A 17,860-nucleotide genomic window follows, 5' to 3' on the forward strand; every position below is an offset into this window, starting at 1 on the left:
CGTCGGCTGCCGTAATGGCAATTTGCGCCCGGACCAGGCCGCAGGGATAAAACTCTGCGGCCTTTTTCGAGTTTACTGCGGGTATGGCACCCAATCACCACCATTCAACCGAACGTAAGGTTTGTTCTGGTATTGAATCACCACCGCGTTTGAATTCTCAGATACCGGCGCTGTTTGTGGCAATCCGCTGGTGAGTTTTTTCCAGTCAACATTGTCTTCGGTGAAAATTTTACCGTCGAGAACACGAACCACCAGGTCAGAAATTGCCAGGAAGCTGCTGGGTTGGTCGATAACAATCGGTGCGCCTTGATGCGGTGCCTTCATGCCGAAGAATTTTACGCCAACGGGGACATCAGTGATTGATGGGCTAGGGATATCACGCAGACCTGATACCTGCATTCTGTCACCTTTCAGCGCGCCGCCGTGCTCTGGTACGACGACGACCATCACTTTACGGTCCGATTTCTCCAGCTCGGTAAAGAAGGCGTCCAGTTCATCAAAGAACTTCTGCGCCCGCGCTTTGTAGTCTGCTGTTTTACTGACGCCCGGATAATGGTTGCCATCATGCAGTGGAAGCGTGTTGTAGAACGTGGCACTGCGGGTGTTTTTATCTTTTTCGGTTACGTCCAGCCAGCGGTTAAGCACGGCGGTATCGTCATAAACTGGCGAACCATCAAAGCCCAGTAAAATAACCGGCAGGTTTGTTTGATCCATCAATTCTGTCTGCATACCGCCATTTTCGCGCACTTCTTTCAGGAAGCCGCCGAACTGGCCGTTATGCCCCATCATCAAGTGCTGGGTGAAGCCCAGTTTTGACAAGTTATCGAACAGATAGCAGTCATTATTGGCTGGTTGATACAGATTGGTGTGCGAAGTCTGCCCACAACTAGCGCGCAGCAGACGAATTGCCGCCGGACCGCTGTATGAGGTGGCGGAGTTGAAGTTCTTGAACTCAATATCAAAATGCGACCATAACGGATGCGACATTAACCCAGCAGCTTCAATGTCCGACCAGGAGAGTGAGCAGATGTTGATGACCAGCAATTCAAATGGCTGTGCATCAGCCGGAAGAGCAGATGGGAAGGTTGACTTACGTTTCGCTTCGGCGTTATAGAAATTACTCAGCCAGGCATTAAGGTTTGCGGTTGTCGGCGGCGCGGTTTGCGCAGGCATATCACCAACCACCGGCGTACCGCCTGCGGCAGCGACAGTTGCTGCTGCGTTGCCACCTGTCGTTGTCACCGTCGTGGTCGGTTGACCGGCTGGCCAGAGGGAGAAACTTGGACCCGCCAGGGTAAGTACGTTCAACCACACCAGAATGGCGACGACAAAAATGGTGACGCGAATCCATTGCGACAGGAATAACCAGGCCACTAACAATACAAAAATGGCTCCGATCATCTGCCAGTTAATAAAGCGAGTGACGAGGTCGATTAAATAATCGGTACTGAAACCGGCGACCTGCGAACCCTGACTCATGATGCTTTCCGGGCCAGGCAACCAGGTGTCGTGCCAGAACAATGCAAAACCGATTGGTAGGGCTATCCAGTGACGTAGACGGTGCAGGCTGTAGCGTGGAATCGGCATCAGCAGGAACGCGGCAAATACCAGGTTTAGTAGCGGATGGAAGTTAAGATAGCCCGCCCACAGCAGGCCGAACTTAACCAGAAAATAGAAGTTCCAGCCAGAAAGGCCGCGCCAGTATTGCCAGAGGGAAGAAGGCATAGCAGTGTTTTGGGTAAATTGAGTCATTTTTTGGTTGCCCTGGCTTTTTCCGCACGGCGTAATGTACCGGCCGGTTTTACATAACGAGGTTTAGCGAATAACAAACGCAAAGTGTCACGAATACGCCGCAGAGAATGTCGAGCCAGATAGCCCAGCGGGAAAAATATCAGTGCACAAACGATAATAATTTCAATGATATCGCTGATGGTCATCATGATGAACGCTCCACAGCATCATCCAGCAATCTCAGTGGTTCAGGTATGCGTCGCCAGTTGCGACCATCGTGTTCGGCATTAATGATTGGCGTGGAGCCTTGCGTTAAAGGCAGCGGCATACCCCATTGTTCCGGCGCTAACAGGCGCATTTGCACCAGCTCGGCGCTGATTTGGTCATCTTCAAACCAGACCATGCGGTTGGAGAAAATATCGCCAGTAGGCAGTGGGAAAATATGGTTCAACGCGGTATCCAGATCATTAATCCGGCAGAAAGAGAGAAACAGCACCAGTCGATTGCCACCAATCGTCATAATATCTCCGGTACGATTAGGGCGGCACAGCGTCAGTGCTTGCTCGACACGGATGCCAGGCACCGGGCGCAGAGCCACCAGAACGCCTTTACCGTGAGCAGGTAACAAGGTGTTATTCATCATGTTATTAACCGCATCACAGAACACATCCCACTTCTGAAACCCCCGCAGTTTAATCGGCTGAGTCATCGACAGCAGTGTGGTGATATCTTCCGGTACATAGCGACTGAACTTCTGCCCCTGCACGCTTTCAATCATCGTCAGACAGCGAGAGAGTGGAGCGTTCCATGGAATAACCATATTTGCGCCGCAGGCCAACAATAAACGCTCGTCGGTGGCGCGCAGGCTGGCGATATTTTCCCGCACGAGGATTTTCAATGCGCTGCCACGCTGGCGGCGCAGAGTATGAATACTGCGGGCCAGAGGTTCAATTTGTCCATTTTGCTGTAAAGAGAAAACGACCGTTGCTGCCTGAGCGGTACGGGCTTCATTGAACAAGGCTTCGTTATTGTCGAATAGCTTCCAGTGTTCCGATAGCGGTGGCGCGCCTTCCAGTACAGCAATATTACTGAGAATACGTTTTTCATCGCTGCGTGGTTGGATCTCTGCCTCTTCACGCTGAACTAACGCCCAGATGCCATTTTGATGCTGGACGGTCAGTTGCTGACGGGCGCTGACGCCTTTTTCGTTACACCAAAAGGCGATATCCAGCAGATGCTGATCACCCTGAAAACGTAAACTGGCGAGTCCAAAAAGCGAACGGTACTCCTCCAACAACAATGAAAATTGTTTATCGTTATTATTTCCAGGATTAATTACCAGCAGTGAACAATGGTTTAATCTACTCCACTTGTTCATTTTCTCCAGCCATAAGCGAAGCCGCTCGGCAGGAATGTTTTGCCATGCGTTATTTGCGCAAACAAGAATGAAAAGGTAATTTTGAGGATCAATAGAACACTGTAAATCACGTGGCAAATAGTATAGGCCCTTTTCATGATTTAGCATCGAAAATAATTTTATTTTTTCTGGTCCTTGAGAATCATCTAATTTGAAGTATTTGTCAGGATCGTTGCCCATGCTAATGACCGCGACTTTCGCGGTTTCGGCCTGAGATGCAATGGTTTGATTCACCAGACTGATAGCATCTTCATAGCGATCGACGTTAAACCACCAGGTGCCGCCTGCTGGCATATGTCGCAGCTCATCCCATAAGGATGAGATACCGATAGAGAATACAGGGTCCACAGTGTCCCTCAAGTCGCCATTTTGTCTGATTATCAGTTTACTAGCGAAAGCTAAGAAATAAACCTACCATTGAAATTAAAACTTATCAGATTTAGCATGTGAATCAATTTAGCAGGTCAGAAGCCTTGTGATATCAGCCTTTTCGTTTTTTAGTTTTTCTGTTGCGTAACGGAAAGCCAAAAAATGAGCGAACTTCTGTGCCACCGTTAGCAATAAAGCGGTGAAAGTGTCTTACTGTGTAATATGTTTATTTCATAGGGATCATCCATAATGAATAACAATGAACCCGATATTCTGCCTGATCCCGCGATAGGCTATATCTTCCAGAATGATATTTTGGCGCTAAAACAGGCTTTTTCACTGCCTGATATTGATTATGCCGATATTTCTCAACGCGAACAGTTGGCTGCAGCATTAAAACGCTGGCCGCTGTTGGCTGAGTTTGCGCAGCAGAAGTAGGGGAGTGGTAAATGGCCGTACTGGGATTGCAGGGGATGCGGGGTGGCGTGGGTACTACAACCATCACTGCCGCGTTAGGCTGGTCATTGCAAATGTTAGGAGAAAATGTCCTGGTGGTCGATGCCTGCCCGGACAATTTGCTGCGCCTGTCATTTAACGTTGATTTTTCTCACCGTCAGGGCTGGGCAAGAGCCATGCTGGATGGTCAGGACTGGCGTGATGCCGGGCTACGTTATACCTCGCAGCTCGATCTGCTGCCCTTTGGTCAACTGACTCTCGAAGAACATGAAAATCCCCAACACTGGCAAACGCGATTGGGCGAGATTTGCACCGGTATTCAGCAACTGAAAGCTAGCGGGCGTTATCAATGGATTTTGATCGATTTACCACGCGACGCCTCGCAGATAACGCATCAGTTGCTGAGTCTGTGCGATCACACCCTGGCAATCGTTAAAGTGGATGCCAACTGTCATATTCGGCTGCATCAGCAGGTACTACCTGCTGGCGCACATATTTTAATTAATGATTTTCGCGTAGGTAGCCAGGTTCAGGATGATATTTACCAACTATGGTTGCAAAGCCAGCGGCGCTTGTTGCCGATGTTGATCCATCGTGATGAAGCGATGGCTGAATGTCTGGCGGCAAAACAACCGTTGGGCGAATACCGTAGCGATGCGTTGGCGGCAGAAGAGATTCTAACGCTGGCGAACTGGTGTCTGTTGAACTATTCCGGGCTGAAAGCGTCAGCCGGGAGCGAATCATGAGTATTCTGACCCGGTGGTTGCTTATCCCGCCGGTCAACGCACGTCTTATCGGGCGTTATCGGGAATATCGTCGTCACGGCGCGTCGCCTTTTAGCGCGACGCTCGGCTGTTTTTGGCTGATTCTCGCCTGGGTATTTATTCCGCTGGAACATCCGCGCTGGCAGCGTATTCGAGCAGAACATAAAAACCTTTATCCGCATATCAACGCCGCGCGCCCGCGTCCGCTGGATCCGGTCCGCTATGTAATCCAGACCTGCTGGTTGTTAATCAGTGCTTCACGCAGAGAAACGGCGAAACCGCGCTGGCGTTCGTTTTCACGCTTGCAGAATATTCGTGGTCGTTATCATCAATGGATGGATGAGCTTCCGGCTCGCTTCAGTCATAACACGCAACATCTTGATGAGAAAAAAGAGCTGGGCCATATAAGCGCCGGAGCACGGCGCTTTATTCTTGGCATCATCGTGACGTTCTCGCTGATTCTGGCGCTGATTTGCGTCACCCAGCCGTTTAATCCACTGTCACAGTTTATCTTCCTGATGTTGCTGTGGGGTGTAGCGCTAATGGTGCGGCGTTTACCGGGACGCTTCTCTGCACTGATGCTGATTGTGCTGTCGCTCACCGTTTCGTGCCGTTATATCTGGTGGCGCTACACTTCCACGCTGAACTGGGACGATCCGGTTAGCCTGGTGTGTGGCTTAATTCTGCTGTTCGCGGAAACTTACGCGTGGATTGTGCTGGTGCTTGGCTACTTCCAGGTGGTATGGCCGCTGAACCGTCAGCCAGTACCGCTGCCAAAAGATATGTCGCAATGGCCATCGGTGGATATTTTTGTGCCGACATACAACGAAGATCTTAGCGTGGTGAAAAATACGATTTACGCCTCGCTGGGTATCGACTGGCCGAAAGATAAACTCAATATCTGGATCCTCGACGATGGCGGCAGGGAAGAGTTTCGTCAGTTTGCACAAAATGTTGGGGTGAAATATATCGCCCGAACAACTCATGAACACGCTAAAGCCGGAAATATCAACAACGCACTGAAATATGCCAAAGGCGAGTTCGTGTCGATTTTTGACTGCGACCACGTACCGACGCGCTCGTTCCTGCAAATGACGATGGGCTGGTTCCTGAAAGAGAAGCAGTTGGCGATGATGCAGACACCGCACCATTTCTTCTCACCAGACCCATTTGAACGCAACCTGGGGCGTTTTCGTAAAACGCCGAATGAAGGCACGCTGTTCTACGGTCTGGTGCAGGACGGTAACGATATGTGGGATGCCACCTTCTTCTGCGGTTCTTGTGCGGTGATTCGCCGTAAGCCGTTAGATGAGATCGGCGGCATTGCTGTCGAAACCGTGACCGAAGATGCGCATACATCTCTGCGTTTGCACCGTCGTGGCTACACCTCTGCGTATATGCGTATTCCGCAAGCGGCGGGGTTGGCGACCGAAAGCCTGTCGGCACATATCGGTCAGCGTATTCGCTGGGCGCGTGGGATGGTGCAAATCTTCCGTCTTGATAACCCGCTTACCGGTAAAGGGTTGAAGTTCGCGCAACGGCTGTGTTACGTCAACGCCATGTTCCACTTCTTGTCGGGCATTCCACGGCTGATCTTCCTGACCGCGCCGCTGGCGTTCCTGCTGCTTCATGCTTACATCATCTACGCACCCGCGTTGATGATCGCGTTGTTTGTGCTGCCGCACATGATCCATGCCAGCCTGACCAACTCGAAGATTCAGGGTAAATATCGCCACTCGTTCTGGAGTGAAATCTACGAAACAGTGCTGGCGTGGTATATCGCGCCGCCGACGCTGGTGGCGTTAATTAACCCGCATAAAGGCAAATTTAACGTCACCGCCAAAGGCGGCCTGGTGGAGGAAGAATATGTCGATTGGGTGATCTCGCGACCGTACATCTTCCTCGTCCTGCTCAACCTGTTTGGTGTCGCTGTTGGCATCTGGCGTTACTTCTACGGCCCGCCAACTGAAATGCTCACCGTGGTTGTCAGTATGGTGTGGGTGTTCTACAACCTGATTATTCTCGGCGGCGCGGTAGCGGTATCGGTTGAAAGTAAACAGGTACGGCGTTCGCATCGTGTAGAAATGACGATGCCAGCGGCCATTGCCCGCGAAGACGGCCACCTTTTCTCCTGCACTGTTCAGGACTTCTCTGACGGCGGTCTGGGGATCAAGATCAACGGTCAGGCGCAGATTCTGGAAGGACAGAAGGTGAACTTACTGCTCAAACGCGGTCAGCAGGAATATGTCTTCCCGACTCAGGTGGCGCGCGTGATGGGTAACGAAGTTGGGCTGCAATTGATGCCGCTTACTACCCAGCAACATATCGATTTTGTTCAGTGTACGTTTGCCCGTGCGGATACATGGGCGCTCTGGCAGGACAGCTACCCGGAAGATAAGCCGCTGGAAAGTCTGCTGGATATTCTGAAGCTCGGCTTCCGTGGCTACCGCCATCTGGCGGAGTTTGCGCCTTCTTCAGTGAAGGGCATTTTCCGCGCGCTGACTTCTCTGGTTTCCTGGGTTGTTTCGTTCATTCCGCGCCGCCCGGAGCGGAGCGAAACGGTACAACCATCGGATCAGGTTTTGGCTCAACAATGATGATAACGCGATGAAAAGAAAACTATTCTGGATTTGTGCAGTGGCAATGGGGATGAGTGCATTCCCTTCTTACATGACGCATGCGACGCCTGCAACGCAACCACTGATCAATGCTGAGCCAGCCGTACCTACTCAGGCGGAGCAGAGCCCGCAGGTGGGGCAGGTGATGCCGGGCGTGCAGGGAGCGGATGCGCCAGTCGTCGCGCAGAACGGCCCTTCACGGGATGTGAAGCTGACTTTTGCGCAAATCGCGCCGCCGCCGGGCAGCATGGTGCTGCGTGGCATCAACCCGAACGGCAGTATTGAGTTTGGTATGCGCAGCGACGAAGTGGTAACGAAGGCGATGCTTAACCTTGAATATACGCCGTCGCCGTCATTGCTGCCTGTCCAGTCGCAGTTAAAGGTTTATCTGAATGATGAACTGATGGGGGTGCTGCCAGTGACCAAAGAACAGTTGGGTAAAAAGACACTGGCGCAAATGCCGATTAATCCGCTGTTTATTACCGACTTCAACCGCGTGCGGCTGGAGTTTGTCGGTCATTATCAGGATGTGTGCGAAAACCCGGCCAGCACCACACTTTGGCTGGATGTCGGACGCAGTAGTGGGCTGGATCTGACGTATCAATCACTGAATGTGAAAAATGACCTGTCGCACTTCCCGATACCGTTCTTCGACCCACGCGATAACCGTACTAATACGCTCCCGATGGTCTTTGCCGGTGCGCCGGATGTGGGGCTGCAACAGGCTTCCGCCATTGTTGCCTCGTGGTTTGGTTCCCGTTCCGGCTGGCGTGGGCAGAACTTCCCGGTACTCTATAATCAACTTCCTGATCGCAATGCCATTGTTTTTGCCACTAACGACAAACGCCCGGACTTCCTGCGCGATCATCCGGCAGTAAAAGCCCCGGTGATTGAGATGATCAACCATCCGGAAAATCCTTACGTCAAGCTGTTGGTGGTTTTTGGTCGTGACGACAAAGACCTGTTGCAGGCAGCGAAAGGTATCGCCCAGGGCAATATTCTGTTCCGCGGCGACAGCGTAGAAGTGAAAGAAGTCAAACCGCTGCTGCCACGTAAGCCGTACGATGCGCCGAACTGGGTGCGTACCGATCGTCCGGTCACCTTTGGCGAGCTGAAAACCTATGAAGAACAGTTACAGTCCAGCGGTCTGGAACCGGCAGCGATTAACGTCTCGCTAAACCTGCCGCCGGATCTCTATCTGATGCGTAGTACCGGTATCGATATGGATATCAACTATCGCTACACCACGCCGCCGGTGAAAGACAGTTCACGGATGGATATCAGCCTGAACAACCAGTTCCTGCAATCCTTCAATCTGAGTAGCAAACAGGAGGCAAATCGCCTGCTGCTGCGTATACCTGTGTTACAAGGCTTGTTGGATGGTAAAACCGATGTCTCGATTCCGGCGCTGAAACTGGGAGCCACCAACCAGTTACGCTTTGACTTTGAATACATGAACCCGATGCCGGGCGGTTCGGTGAATAACTGTATTACCTTCCAGCCGGTGCAGAATCACGTGGTGATTGGCGATGACTCCACCATCGACTTCTCGAAGTATTACCACTTTATACCGATGCCGGATTTGCGCGCGTTTGCTAACGCGGGCTTCCCGTTCAGCCGGATGGCGGATCTGTCGCAAACCATCACCGTGATGCCAAAAACGCCAAATGAAGCGCAGATGGAAACGCTGCTCAATACCGTTGGCTTTATCGGCGCACAGACGGGCTTCCCGGCGATTAACCTGACGGTGACCGATGACGGCAGCGCCATTCAGGGGAAAGACGCCGATATCATGATCATCGGCGGTATCCCTGAAAAACTGAAAGACGATAAGCAGATCGATATGTTGGTACAGGCCACAGAAAGCTGGGTGAAAACGCCGATGCGTCAGACGCCATTCCCGGGGATTGTGCCGGACGAAAACGACCGCGCGGCAGAAACCCAGTCAACGCTGACGTCTTCCGGCGCGATGGCGGCGGTGATTGGCTTCCAGTCACCGTATAACGACCAGCGCAGTGTGATTGCGCTGCTGGCGGATAGCCCTCGCGGTTATGAAATGCTTAACGATGCGGTGAACGACAGCGGCAAACGCGCCACCATGTTTGGCTCGGTAGCGGTGATCCGTGAATCTGGCGTAAACAGTTTGCGTGTCGGTGATATCTATTACGTCGGACATCTGCCGTGGTTCGAACGCTTGTGGTATGCACTGGCGAATCACCCGATTCTGCTGGCGGTGCTGGCGGCAATCAGCGTGGTGTTGCTGGCCTGGGTACTGTGGCGTCTGCTGCGTATCATCAGCCGTCGTCGTCTTAACCCGGATAATGAGTAATTGATGATGAATGTTTTGCGTAGTGGAATCGTGACGATGCTGCTGCTGGCTGCCTTTAGTGTTCAGGCTGCCTGCAGTTGGCCTGCCTGGGAGCAGTTCAAAAAGGATTACATCAGTCAGGAGGGGCGCGTCATTGACCCCAGTGATGCGCGCAAAATTACCACCTCCGAAGGGCAAAGTTACGGCATGTTCTTTGCCCTGGCGGCTAACGACCGTGCGGCTTTCGACAACCTTCTCGACTGGACGCAGAACAATCTCGCCCAGGGGTCATTAAAAGAACATTTGCCCGCCTGGCTATGGGGCAAGAAAGAGAACACGAAGTGGGAAGTGCTGGACAGTAACTCAGCCTCTGACGGCGATATCTGGATGGCCTGGTCACTGCTGGAAGCAGGACGATTGTGGAAAGAGCAACGCTATACCGACATCGGTAGCGCGTTGTTAAAACGCATTGCGCAAGAAGAAGTGGTGACGGTGCCAGGGTTGGGTTCCATGCTGTTACCGGGCAAAGTGGGCTTTGCTGAGGATAACACCTGGCGCTTTAACCCGAGTTACCTGCCTCCAACGCTGGCGCAGTATTTCACCCGCTTTGGCGCGCCGTGGACTACGCTGCGCGAAACCAATCAGCGCTTACTGCTGGAAACTGCACCGAAAGGTTTTTCGCCAGACTGGGTACGCTATGAGAAAGACAAAGGTTGGCAGTTAAAGCCGGAGAAAACGTTGATCAGCAGTTACGACGCTATTCGCGTCTATATGTGGGTCGGCATGATGCCGGATAGCGATCCGCAAAAAGCGCGGATGCTCAACCGTTTTAAACCGATGGCAACATTTACCGAGAAAAATGGTTATCCACCGGAGAAAGTTGATGTCGCGACGGGGAAAGCGCAGGGTAAAGGGCCAGTCGGTTTTTCTGCGGCTATGTTGCCGTTTCTTCAGAACCGTGATGCGCAGGCTGTACAGCGCCAGCGCGTAGCCGATAACTTTCCTGGTAGCGATGCCTATTACAACTATGTGTTGACCCTGTTTGGACAAGGCTGGGATCAACACCGTTTTCGCTTCTCGACAAAGGGTGAGTTATTACCTGACTGGGGCCTGGAATGCGCAAATTCACACTAAATATCCTTACGCTTTCCCTCGGTCTGGCCATGATGCCGATGGTCGAGGCGGCACCAACCGCCCAGCAACAGTTGCTGGAGCAGGTTCGGGTGGGCGAAGCTACCCATCGTGAAGACCTGGTGCAGCAGTCGCTGTATCGTCTGGAGCTTATCGATCCGAATAACCCGGATGTGGTTGCTGCTCGTTTTCGTTCATTATTACGTCAGGGAGACACTGACGGGGCGCAAAAACAGCTCGACCGACTGTCGCAATTAGCGCCGAGTTCAAATGCGTATAAATCGTCGCGTACCATCATGCTGCTTTCCACGGCAGATGGTCGTCAGGCACTGCAACAGGCGCGTTTACAGGCCACCACGGGGCATGCAGAAGAAGCCGTGGCAGGTTACAACAAACTGTTTAACGGAGCGCCGCCGGAAGGTGATATTGCCGTCGAGTACTGGAGTACAGTGGCGAAAATTCCGGCGCGTCGTGGCGAAGCGATTAATCAGCTAAAACGCATCAATGCGGATACACCGGGCAATACGGGGTTGCAAAACAATTTGGCGTTATTGCTGTTTAGCAGCGATCGCCGTGACGAAGGTTTTGCCGTGCTGGAACAGATGGCGAAATCCAATGCCGGGCGAGAGGGTGCCGCTAAAATCTGGTACGCACAGATAAAAGACATGCCTGTCAGTGATGCCAGCGTGCAGGCGCTGAAAAAATATCTCTCAATCTTTAGCGATGGCGATAGTGTGGCACTGGCGCAATCGCAACTGGCAGAACAACAAAAACAACTGGCCGATCCTAATTTCCGCGCTCGTGCGCAAGGTTTAGCCGCGGTGGATTCAGGCATGGCGGGTAAAGCTATTCCCGAACTGCAACAGGCGGTGCGCGCTAACCCGAAAGACAGTGAAGCTCTGGGGGCGCTGGGCCAGGCGTATTCCCAGAAAGGCGATCGCGCGAATGCGGTGGTGAATCTGGAAAAAGCCCTCGCGCTGGACCCGCACAGCAGCAACAATGACAAGTGGAACAGCCTGTTGAAAGTGAACCGCTACTGGCTGGCGATCCAGCAGGGTGATGCTGCGCTGAAAGCCAATAATCCAGAGCAGGCCGAACGGTTGTTCCGGCAGGCGCGCAGTGTTGATAACGCCGACAGCTATGCAGTGCTGGGACTGGGTGATGTGGCAATGGCGCGCAAAGATTACCCCGCCGCGGAACGTTATTATCAGCAGACGCTGCGCATGGACAGCAGCAACACCAACGCCGTGCGCGGACTGGCGAATATTTATCGCCAGCAGTCACCGGAAAAAGCCGAAGCGTTTATTGCCTCGCTCCCGGCCAGCCAGCGGCGCAGCGTTGATGACATCGAACGCAGCCTGCAAAACGATCGTCTGGCACAGCAGGCGGAGGCACTGGAAAATCAGGGCAAATGGGCGCAGGCGGCAGCGCTTCAGCGGCAACGGCTGGCGCTGGATCCCGGCAGTGTATGGATTACTTACCGGCTGTCGCAGGATCTCTGGCAGGCCGGGCAACGTAGCCAGGCCGATACCCTGATGCGCAATCTGGCACAGCAGAAACCAGACGATCCGGAGCAGGTTTACGCTTACGGGCTGTATCTCTCCGGTCACGATCAGGAGCGGGCGGCGCTGGCGCATATCAACAGCCTGCCGCGCGCGCAGTGGAACAGCAATATTCAGGAGCTGGTTAATCGGCTGCAAAGCGATCAGGTGCTGGAAACCGCTAACCGTCTGCGGGAAAGCGGCAAAGAGGCCGAAGCGGAAGCGATGCTGCGCCAGCAACCACCTTCCACGCGCATTGACCTCACGCTGGCCGACTGGGCGCAGCAACGGCGTGATTACACCGCCGCCCGTGCTGCGTATCAGAATGTCCTGACGCGCGAGCCGAATAACATCGACGCCATTCTTGGCCTGACGGAAGTGGATATTGCTGCAGGCGACAAAGCGGCAGCGCGCAGCCAACTGGCGAAACTGCCCGCCACCGATAACGCGTCGCTGAACACGCAACGGCGTGTGGCGCTGGTGCAGGCACAGCTTGGCGATACCGCGGCGGCGCACCAGACGTTTAACAGGCTGATCCCACAGGCAAAATCTCAACCACCGTCGATGGAAAGCGCGATGGTACTGCGCGATGGCGCGAGTTTTGAAGCGCAGGCAGGGGAACCGCAGCAGGCGCTGGAAACCTACAAAGACGCAATGGTCGCATCCGGTGTGGCGACAACGCGTCCGCAGGATAACGACACCTTTACCCGTCTGACCCGCAATGACGAGAAGGACGACTGGCTGAAACGCGGCGTGCGCAGCGATGCGGCGGACCTCTATCGTCAGCAGGATCTCAACGTCACCCTCGAACATGATTACTGGGGTTCGAGCGGTACTGGTGGCTATTCTGATCTGAAAGCGCACACCACCATGTTGCAGGTGGATGCGCCGTATTCCGACGGGCGAATGTTCTTCCGCAGTGATTTCGTCAATATGAACGTTGGCAGTTTCTCCGCCGACGCTGAGGGTAAATGGGATAACAACTGGGGCACCTGTACGTTACAGGATTGTAGCGGCAATCGCAGTCAGTCGGATTCCGGTGCCAGCGTTGCTGTCGGCTGGCGCAATGACGTCTGGAGCTGGGATATCGGCACCACGCCGATGGGCTTCAACGTGGTGGATGTCGTTGGCGGCATCAGTTACAGCGACGACGTGGGGCCGCTTGGTTACACCATTAACGCCCATCGTCGCCCCATCTCCAGTTCCTTGCTGGCCTTTGGCGGGCAAAAAGACTCCCCGGGCAACACCGGGAAAAAATGGGGCGGCGTGCGTGCTGATGGCGTGGGGCTAAGCCTGAGCTACGATAAAGGTGAAGCGAACGGCGTCTGGGCATCGCTTAGCGGCGACCAGTTAACCGGTAAAAATGTTGAAGATAACTGGCGCGTGCGCTGGATGACGGGCTATTACTATAAAGTTATCAACCAGAACAATCGCCGCGTCACCATTGGTCTGAACAATATGATCTGGCATTACGACAAAGACCTGAGTGGGTACTCACTCGGTCAGGGCGGTTACTACAGCCCGCAGGAATACCTGTCGTTTGCCGTACCGGTGATGTGGCGTGAGCGGACGGAAAACTGGTCGTGGGAGCTGGGGGCGTCTGGCTCGTGGTCGCATTCACGAACCAAAACCATGCCGCGTTATCCGCTGATGAACCTGATCCCGACTGACTGGAAAGACGATGCAGCCGGCCAGACCAACGACGGTGGCAGCAGTCAGGGCTTTGGCTACACGGCGCGGGCATTACTTGAACGCCGCGTCACATCCAACTGGTTTGTCGGTACGGCAATCGATATCCAGCAGGCGAAAGATTATGCGCCCAGCCATTTCCTGCTCTATGTGCGGTATTCCGCCGCCGGATGGCAGGGCGACATGGATTTACCGCCGCAGCCGCTGATACCTTACGCCGACTGGTAAGTTTTCAGATAGCGCCTCTCTTAATGCCGCTGCGATCGGGTATACTCGGGCGGCAATCTGGGATTTCCGGGGGGAGACAATTTGCGCGTTAGTCGCTCGTTAACAATTAAGCAGATGGCAATGGTGGCGGCCGTTGTCATGGTATTCGTTTTTGTTTTTTGCACTGTTTTGCTGTTTCATCTGGTACAGCAGAACCGCTATAACACGGCTACGCAACTGGAAAGCATTGCTCGCTCTGTCCGCGAACCCTTATCTTCCGCCATTTTGAAAGGTGATATTCCGCAGGCGGAAGCTATTCTTGCCAGCATAAAACCGGCGGGTGTGGTCAGCCGCGCCGATGTTGTATTACCTAACCAGTTCCAGGCGCTACGTAAAAGTTTTATTCCAGAGCGCCCGGTGCCAGTGATGTTCACCCGATTGTTTGAGTTACCGGTACAAATCTCGCTGGGCGTCTACTCGCTGGAGCGTCCGGCCACCCCGCAGCCGATTGCCTATCTGGTGTTACAGGCAGATTCCTTCCGCATGTACAAGTTCGTGATGAGCACCGTCTCTACGTTAGTGACCATTTACTTACTTTTGTCACTCATCCTGACGGTGGCGATTAGCTGGTGCATTAACCGACTGATATTACATCCTTTACGTAATATTGCTCGCGAACTAAACGCCATTCCACCGCAAGAGATTGTTGGTCATCAACTGGCCTTGCCGCGTCTGCATCAGGACGACGAAATCGGTATGCTGGTGCGCAGTTACAACCTTAATCAGCAATTGTTGCAGCGCCATTATGAAGAACAGTGCGAAAACGCGATGCGCTTCCCGGTGTCGGATTTGCCAAACAAAGCCTTGCTGATGGAGATGCTGGAGCAGGTGGTTGCACGTAAACAAACCACCGCACTGATGATCATCACTTGTGAAACGCTGCGTGATACCGCAGGCGTGCTGAAAGAGGCGCAGCGGGAAATCCTGCTACTGACGCTGGTGGAGAAAATCAAATCTGTGCTGTCGCCACGCATGATCCTCGCACAGGTCAGCGGCTATGACTTCGCTGTTATCGCCAACGGCGTACAGGAGCCGTGGCACGCCATCACATTAGGTCAGCAAGTGCTTACTATCATGAGCGAGCGTTTGCCAATTGAACGTATTCAACTGCGTCCACACTGTAGCATTGGTGTGGCGATGTTCTATGGCGATCTTACTGCCGAACAACTTTATGGTCGTGCTATTTCAGCGGCGTTTACTGCTCGTCATAAAGGGAAGAATCAAATTCAGTTCTATGATCCGCAGCAGATGGAAGAAGCTCAACAGCGGCTGACGGAAGAGAGCGATATCCTTAATGCACTGGAAAATCATCAGTTTGCTATTTGGTTGCAGCCACAGGTGGAGATGACCAGTGGCAAATTAGTCAGTGCGGAAGTGTTGTTGCGTATCCAGCAACCGGATGGTAGTTGGGAATTGCCGGATGGGCTAATCGATCGAATTGAGTCCTGTGGACTGATGGTTACCGTTGGTCATTGGGTGCTGGAGGAGTCCTGTCGGCTGCTTGCCGCCTGGCAAGAGCGCGGCATTATGCTGCCGTTGTCGGTGAACCTCTCGGCGCTACAGCTTATGCACCCGAATATGGTGCCGGATATGCTGGAGTTGTTAACCCGCTATCGCATTCAGCCGGGAACGCTGATTCTGGAAGTGACAGAGAGTCGACGTATTGATGACCCGCAAGCGGCGGTGGCGATCCTCCGTCCGCTGCGAAATGCCGGAGTACAGGTGGCACTGGATGATTTCGGCATGGGTTACGCAGGGCTACGTCAGTTGCAGCATATGAAATCGTTGCCAATAGACGTGCTGAAAATCGACAAAATGTTCGTTGAAGGCTTGCCAGAAGATAGCAGCATGATTACCGCAATTATCATGCTGGCGCAAAGTCTGAACCTACAAATGATTGCCGAAGGCGTGGAGACTGAAGCGCAACGCGACTGGCTGGCAAAAGCGGGCGTGGGTATTGCCCAGGGCTTCCTTTTTGCACGGCCACTCCCCATTGAAATCTTCGAAGAGAGTTACCTGGAAGATAAATAACTACCCCAAACTGATTACAAAACTTTAAAAAGTGCTGGTTTGTGCGAGCCAGCTCAAACTTTTTAACCTTTTTGTTTCAATTATGATCCAGGTACATTTCTGTGATGTTGTCTGGGTGTTATTTTAAGGCCGCAGGTACACCATAACCTTACAAGACCTGTGGTTTTACTAAAGGACACCCTATGAAGACCTCTCTGTTTAAAAGCCTTTACTTTCAGGTCCTGACAGCGATAGCCATTGGTATTCTCCTTGGCCATTTCTATCCTGAAATAGGCGAGCAAATGAAACCGCTTGGCGACGGATTCGTTAAGCTCATTAAGATGATCATCGCTCCCGTCATCTTTTGTACTGTCGTAACTGGCATTGCGGGCATGGAAAGCATGAAGGCGGTCGGTCGTACCGGCGCTGTCGCACTGCTTTACTTTGAAGTTGTCAGTACCATCGCGCTGATTATTGGTCTTATCATCGTTAACGTCGTGCAGCCTGGTGCCGGAATGAACGTCGATCCGGCAAGTCTTGATGCGAAAGCGGTCGCGGTTTACGCCGCGCAGGCGAAAGATCAGGGCATTGTCGCCTTCATTATGGATGTCATCCCGGCGAGTGTTATTGGCGCATTTGCCAGCGGTAACATCCTGCAGGTGCTGTTGTTTGCCGTCCTGTTTGGTTTTGCGCTCCATCGTTTGGGTAGCAAAGGCCAACTGATTTTTAACGTTATCGAAAGTTTCTCACAGGTCATCTTCGGCATTATCAATATGATCATGCGCCTGGCACCCATTGGTGCGTTTGGGGCGATGGCGTTTACTATCGGTAAATACGGCGTCGGCACACTGGTGCAACTGGGGCAGCTCATTATCTGCTTCTACATCACCTGTATCCTGTTTGTGGTGCTGGTACTGGGTTCAATCGCTAAAGCGACCGGTTTCAGTATCTTCAAATTTATCCGTTATATCCGTGAAGAATTGCTGATTGTTCTGGGGACGTCTTCTTCCGAGTCAGCGCTGCCGCGTATGCTCGACAAGATGGAGAAACTCGGTTGCCGGAAATCGGTGGTGGGGTTGGTTATCCCAACAGGCTACTCGTTTAATCTTGACGGAACATCGATATACTTGACGATGGCGGCGGTGTTTATCGCCCAGGCCACCAACAGTGAGATGGATATCGTCCACCAAATCACGCTGTTAGTTGTGTTGCTGCTTTCTTCCAAAGGGGCGGCAGGGGTAACGGGCAGTGGCTTTATAGTGCTGGCGGCGACGCTTTCAGCCGTGGGTCATTTACCGGTGGCTGGTCTGGCGCTGATCCTCGGCATCGACCGCTTTATGTCGGAAGCTCGTGCGCTGACTAATCTTGTCGGTAATGGTGTCGCAACCATCGTGGTAGCGAAGTGGGTTAAAGAACTGGACCACAAAAAACTGGATGATGTGCTGAATAATCGTGCGCCGGATGGCAAAACGCACGAATTATCCTCTTAATCTCACTACTTATGCCCGCACTCCCTTCCCCGAGTGCGGGTGTTTGCGCATAATTGACCCCTGTGCCCG

Annotated in this window: 11 protein-coding genes; 8 read left to right on the top strand and 3 right to left on the bottom strand. The window is 53.0% G+C overall.

Annotated elements, in window-relative coordinates; all coding sequences use genetic code 11:
* Positions 1–72: 72 nt before the first annotated feature.
* From bcsG to bcsE, 3 genes are read right to left on the bottom strand one after another with little or no spacing between them, the layout of a single operon-like run.
* Positions 73–1,752, bottom strand: coding sequence for a cellulose biosynthesis protein BcsG (gene bcsG / locus A1WG_RS12155; RefSeq protein ID WP_000191615.1), 1,680 nt, complete (start codon positions 1,750–1,752; stop codon positions 73–75).
* Positions 1,749–1,940 carry a cellulose biosynthesis protein BcsF gene (gene bcsF / locus A1WG_RS12150; RefSeq protein ID WP_000988302.1) on the bottom strand — a complete coding sequence of 64 codons (192 nt, stop codon included), beginning with the start codon at positions 1,938–1,940 and terminating at the stop codon, positions 1,749–1,751. The genes bcsG and bcsF overlap by 4 nt, the downstream gene beginning before the upstream one ends.
* Positions 1,937–3,508, bottom strand: coding sequence for a cellulose biosynthesis c-di-GMP-binding protein BcsE (gene bcsE, locus A1WG_RS12145; protein ID WP_077633369.1), 1,572 nt, complete (start codon positions 3,506–3,508; stop codon positions 1,937–1,939). The genes bcsF and bcsE overlap by 4 nt, the downstream gene beginning before the upstream one ends.
* Before the next feature lie 258 nt (positions 3,509–3,766).
* Here bcsE and bcsR point away from each other — a divergent pair, with 258 nt between their 5' ends.
* The 8 genes from bcsR to dctA all read left to right on the top strand — a co-directional run bounded on the left by bcsR (position 3,767) and on the right by dctA (position 17,791).
* Positions 3,767–3,955, top strand: a complete 189-nt coding sequence (gene bcsR, locus A1WG_RS12140; protein WP_001063312.1) for a cellulose biosynthesis protein BcsR — start codon at positions 3,767–3,769, stop codon at positions 3,953–3,955.
* 11 nt (positions 3,956–3,966) lie between these two features.
* Positions 3,967–4,719 (top strand): cellulose biosynthesis protein BcsQ, encoded by a 753-nt coding sequence (gene bcsQ, locus A1WG_RS12135; protein ID WP_001517310.1) that lies wholly within the window; start codon positions 3,967–3,969, stop codon positions 4,717–4,719.
* Complete coding sequence (gene bcsA / locus A1WG_RS12130) at positions 4,716–7,334, top strand: UDP-forming cellulose synthase catalytic subunit (protein ID WP_000025929.1); 2,619 nt, start codon at positions 4,716–4,718, stop codon at positions 7,332–7,334. The genes bcsQ and bcsA overlap by 4 nt, the downstream gene beginning before the upstream one ends.
* 10 nt (positions 7,335–7,344) lie before the next feature.
* Positions 7,345–9,684: a cellulose biosynthesis cyclic di-GMP-binding regulatory protein BcsB gene (gene bcsB, locus A1WG_RS12125; protein ID WP_010377576.1), complete on the top strand. Its 2,340-nt coding sequence runs from the start codon at positions 7,345–7,347 to the stop codon at positions 9,682–9,684.
* Positions 9,685–9,690: 6 nt separating this feature from the next.
* Complete coding sequence (bcsZ, locus tag A1WG_RS12120; RefSeq protein ID WP_001517308.1) at positions 9,691–10,797, top strand: cellulose synthase complex periplasmic endoglucanase BcsZ; 1,107 nt, start codon at positions 9,691–9,693, stop codon at positions 10,795–10,797.
* Positions 10,779–14,252 carry a cellulose synthase complex outer membrane protein BcsC gene (bcsC, locus tag A1WG_RS12115; RefSeq protein ID WP_001517307.1) on the top strand — a complete coding sequence of 1,158 codons (3,474 nt, stop codon included), beginning with the start codon at positions 10,779–10,781 and terminating at the stop codon, positions 14,250–14,252. The genes bcsZ and bcsC overlap by 19 nt, the downstream gene beginning before the upstream one ends.
* Before the next feature lie 81 nt (positions 14,253–14,333).
* Entirely contained in the window at positions 14,334–16,322 is a 1,989-nt protein-coding gene (hmsP, locus tag A1WG_RS12110) for a biofilm formation regulator HmsP (RefSeq protein WP_001266370.1), read from the top strand.
* 182 nt (positions 16,323–16,504) lie between these two features.
* Entirely contained in the window at positions 16,505–17,791 is a 1,287-nt protein-coding gene (gene dctA / locus A1WG_RS12105; protein WP_000858222.1) for a C4-dicarboxylate transporter DctC, read from the top strand.
* Positions 17,792–17,860 lie beyond the last annotated feature (69 nt).

The organism is Escherichia sp. KTE96 (assembly GCF_000408525.1).
Taxonomy (GTDB): domain Bacteria; phylum Pseudomonadota; class Gammaproteobacteria; order Enterobacterales; family Enterobacteriaceae; genus Escherichia; species Escherichia marmotae.

Bases quoted from the DNA above. Each gene is read 5' to 3' on its own strand.
- bcsG (WP_000191615.1), bottom strand. From the start codon at position 1,752: ATGACTCAATTTACCCAAAACACTGCTATGCCTTCTTCCCTCTGGCAA.
- bcsF (WP_000988302.1), bottom strand. From the start codon at position 1,940: ATGATGACCATCAGCGATATCATTGAAATTATTATCGTTTGTGCACTG.
- bcsR (WP_001063312.1), top strand. From the start codon at position 3,767: ATGAATAACAATGAACCCGATATTCTGCCTGATCCCGCGATAGGCTAT.
- bcsQ (WP_001517310.1), top strand. From the start codon at position 3,967: ATGGCCGTACTGGGATTGCAGGGGATGCGGGGTGGCGTGGGTACTACA.
- bcsA (WP_000025929.1), top strand. From the start codon at position 4,716: ATGAGTATTCTGACCCGGTGGTTGCTTATCCCGCCGGTCAACGCACGT.
- bcsB (WP_010377576.1), top strand. From the start codon at position 7,345: ATGAAAAGAAAACTATTCTGGATTTGTGCAGTGGCAATGGGGATGAGT.
- bcsZ (WP_001517308.1), top strand. From the start codon at position 9,691: ATGAATGTTTTGCGTAGTGGAATCGTGACGATGCTGCTGCTGGCTGCC.
- bcsC (WP_001517307.1), top strand. From the start codon at position 10,779: ATGCGCAAATTCACACTAAATATCCTTACGCTTTCCCTCGGTCTGGCC.
- dctA (WP_000858222.1), top strand. From the start codon at position 16,505: ATGAAGACCTCTCTGTTTAAAAGCCTTTACTTTCAGGTCCTGACAGCG.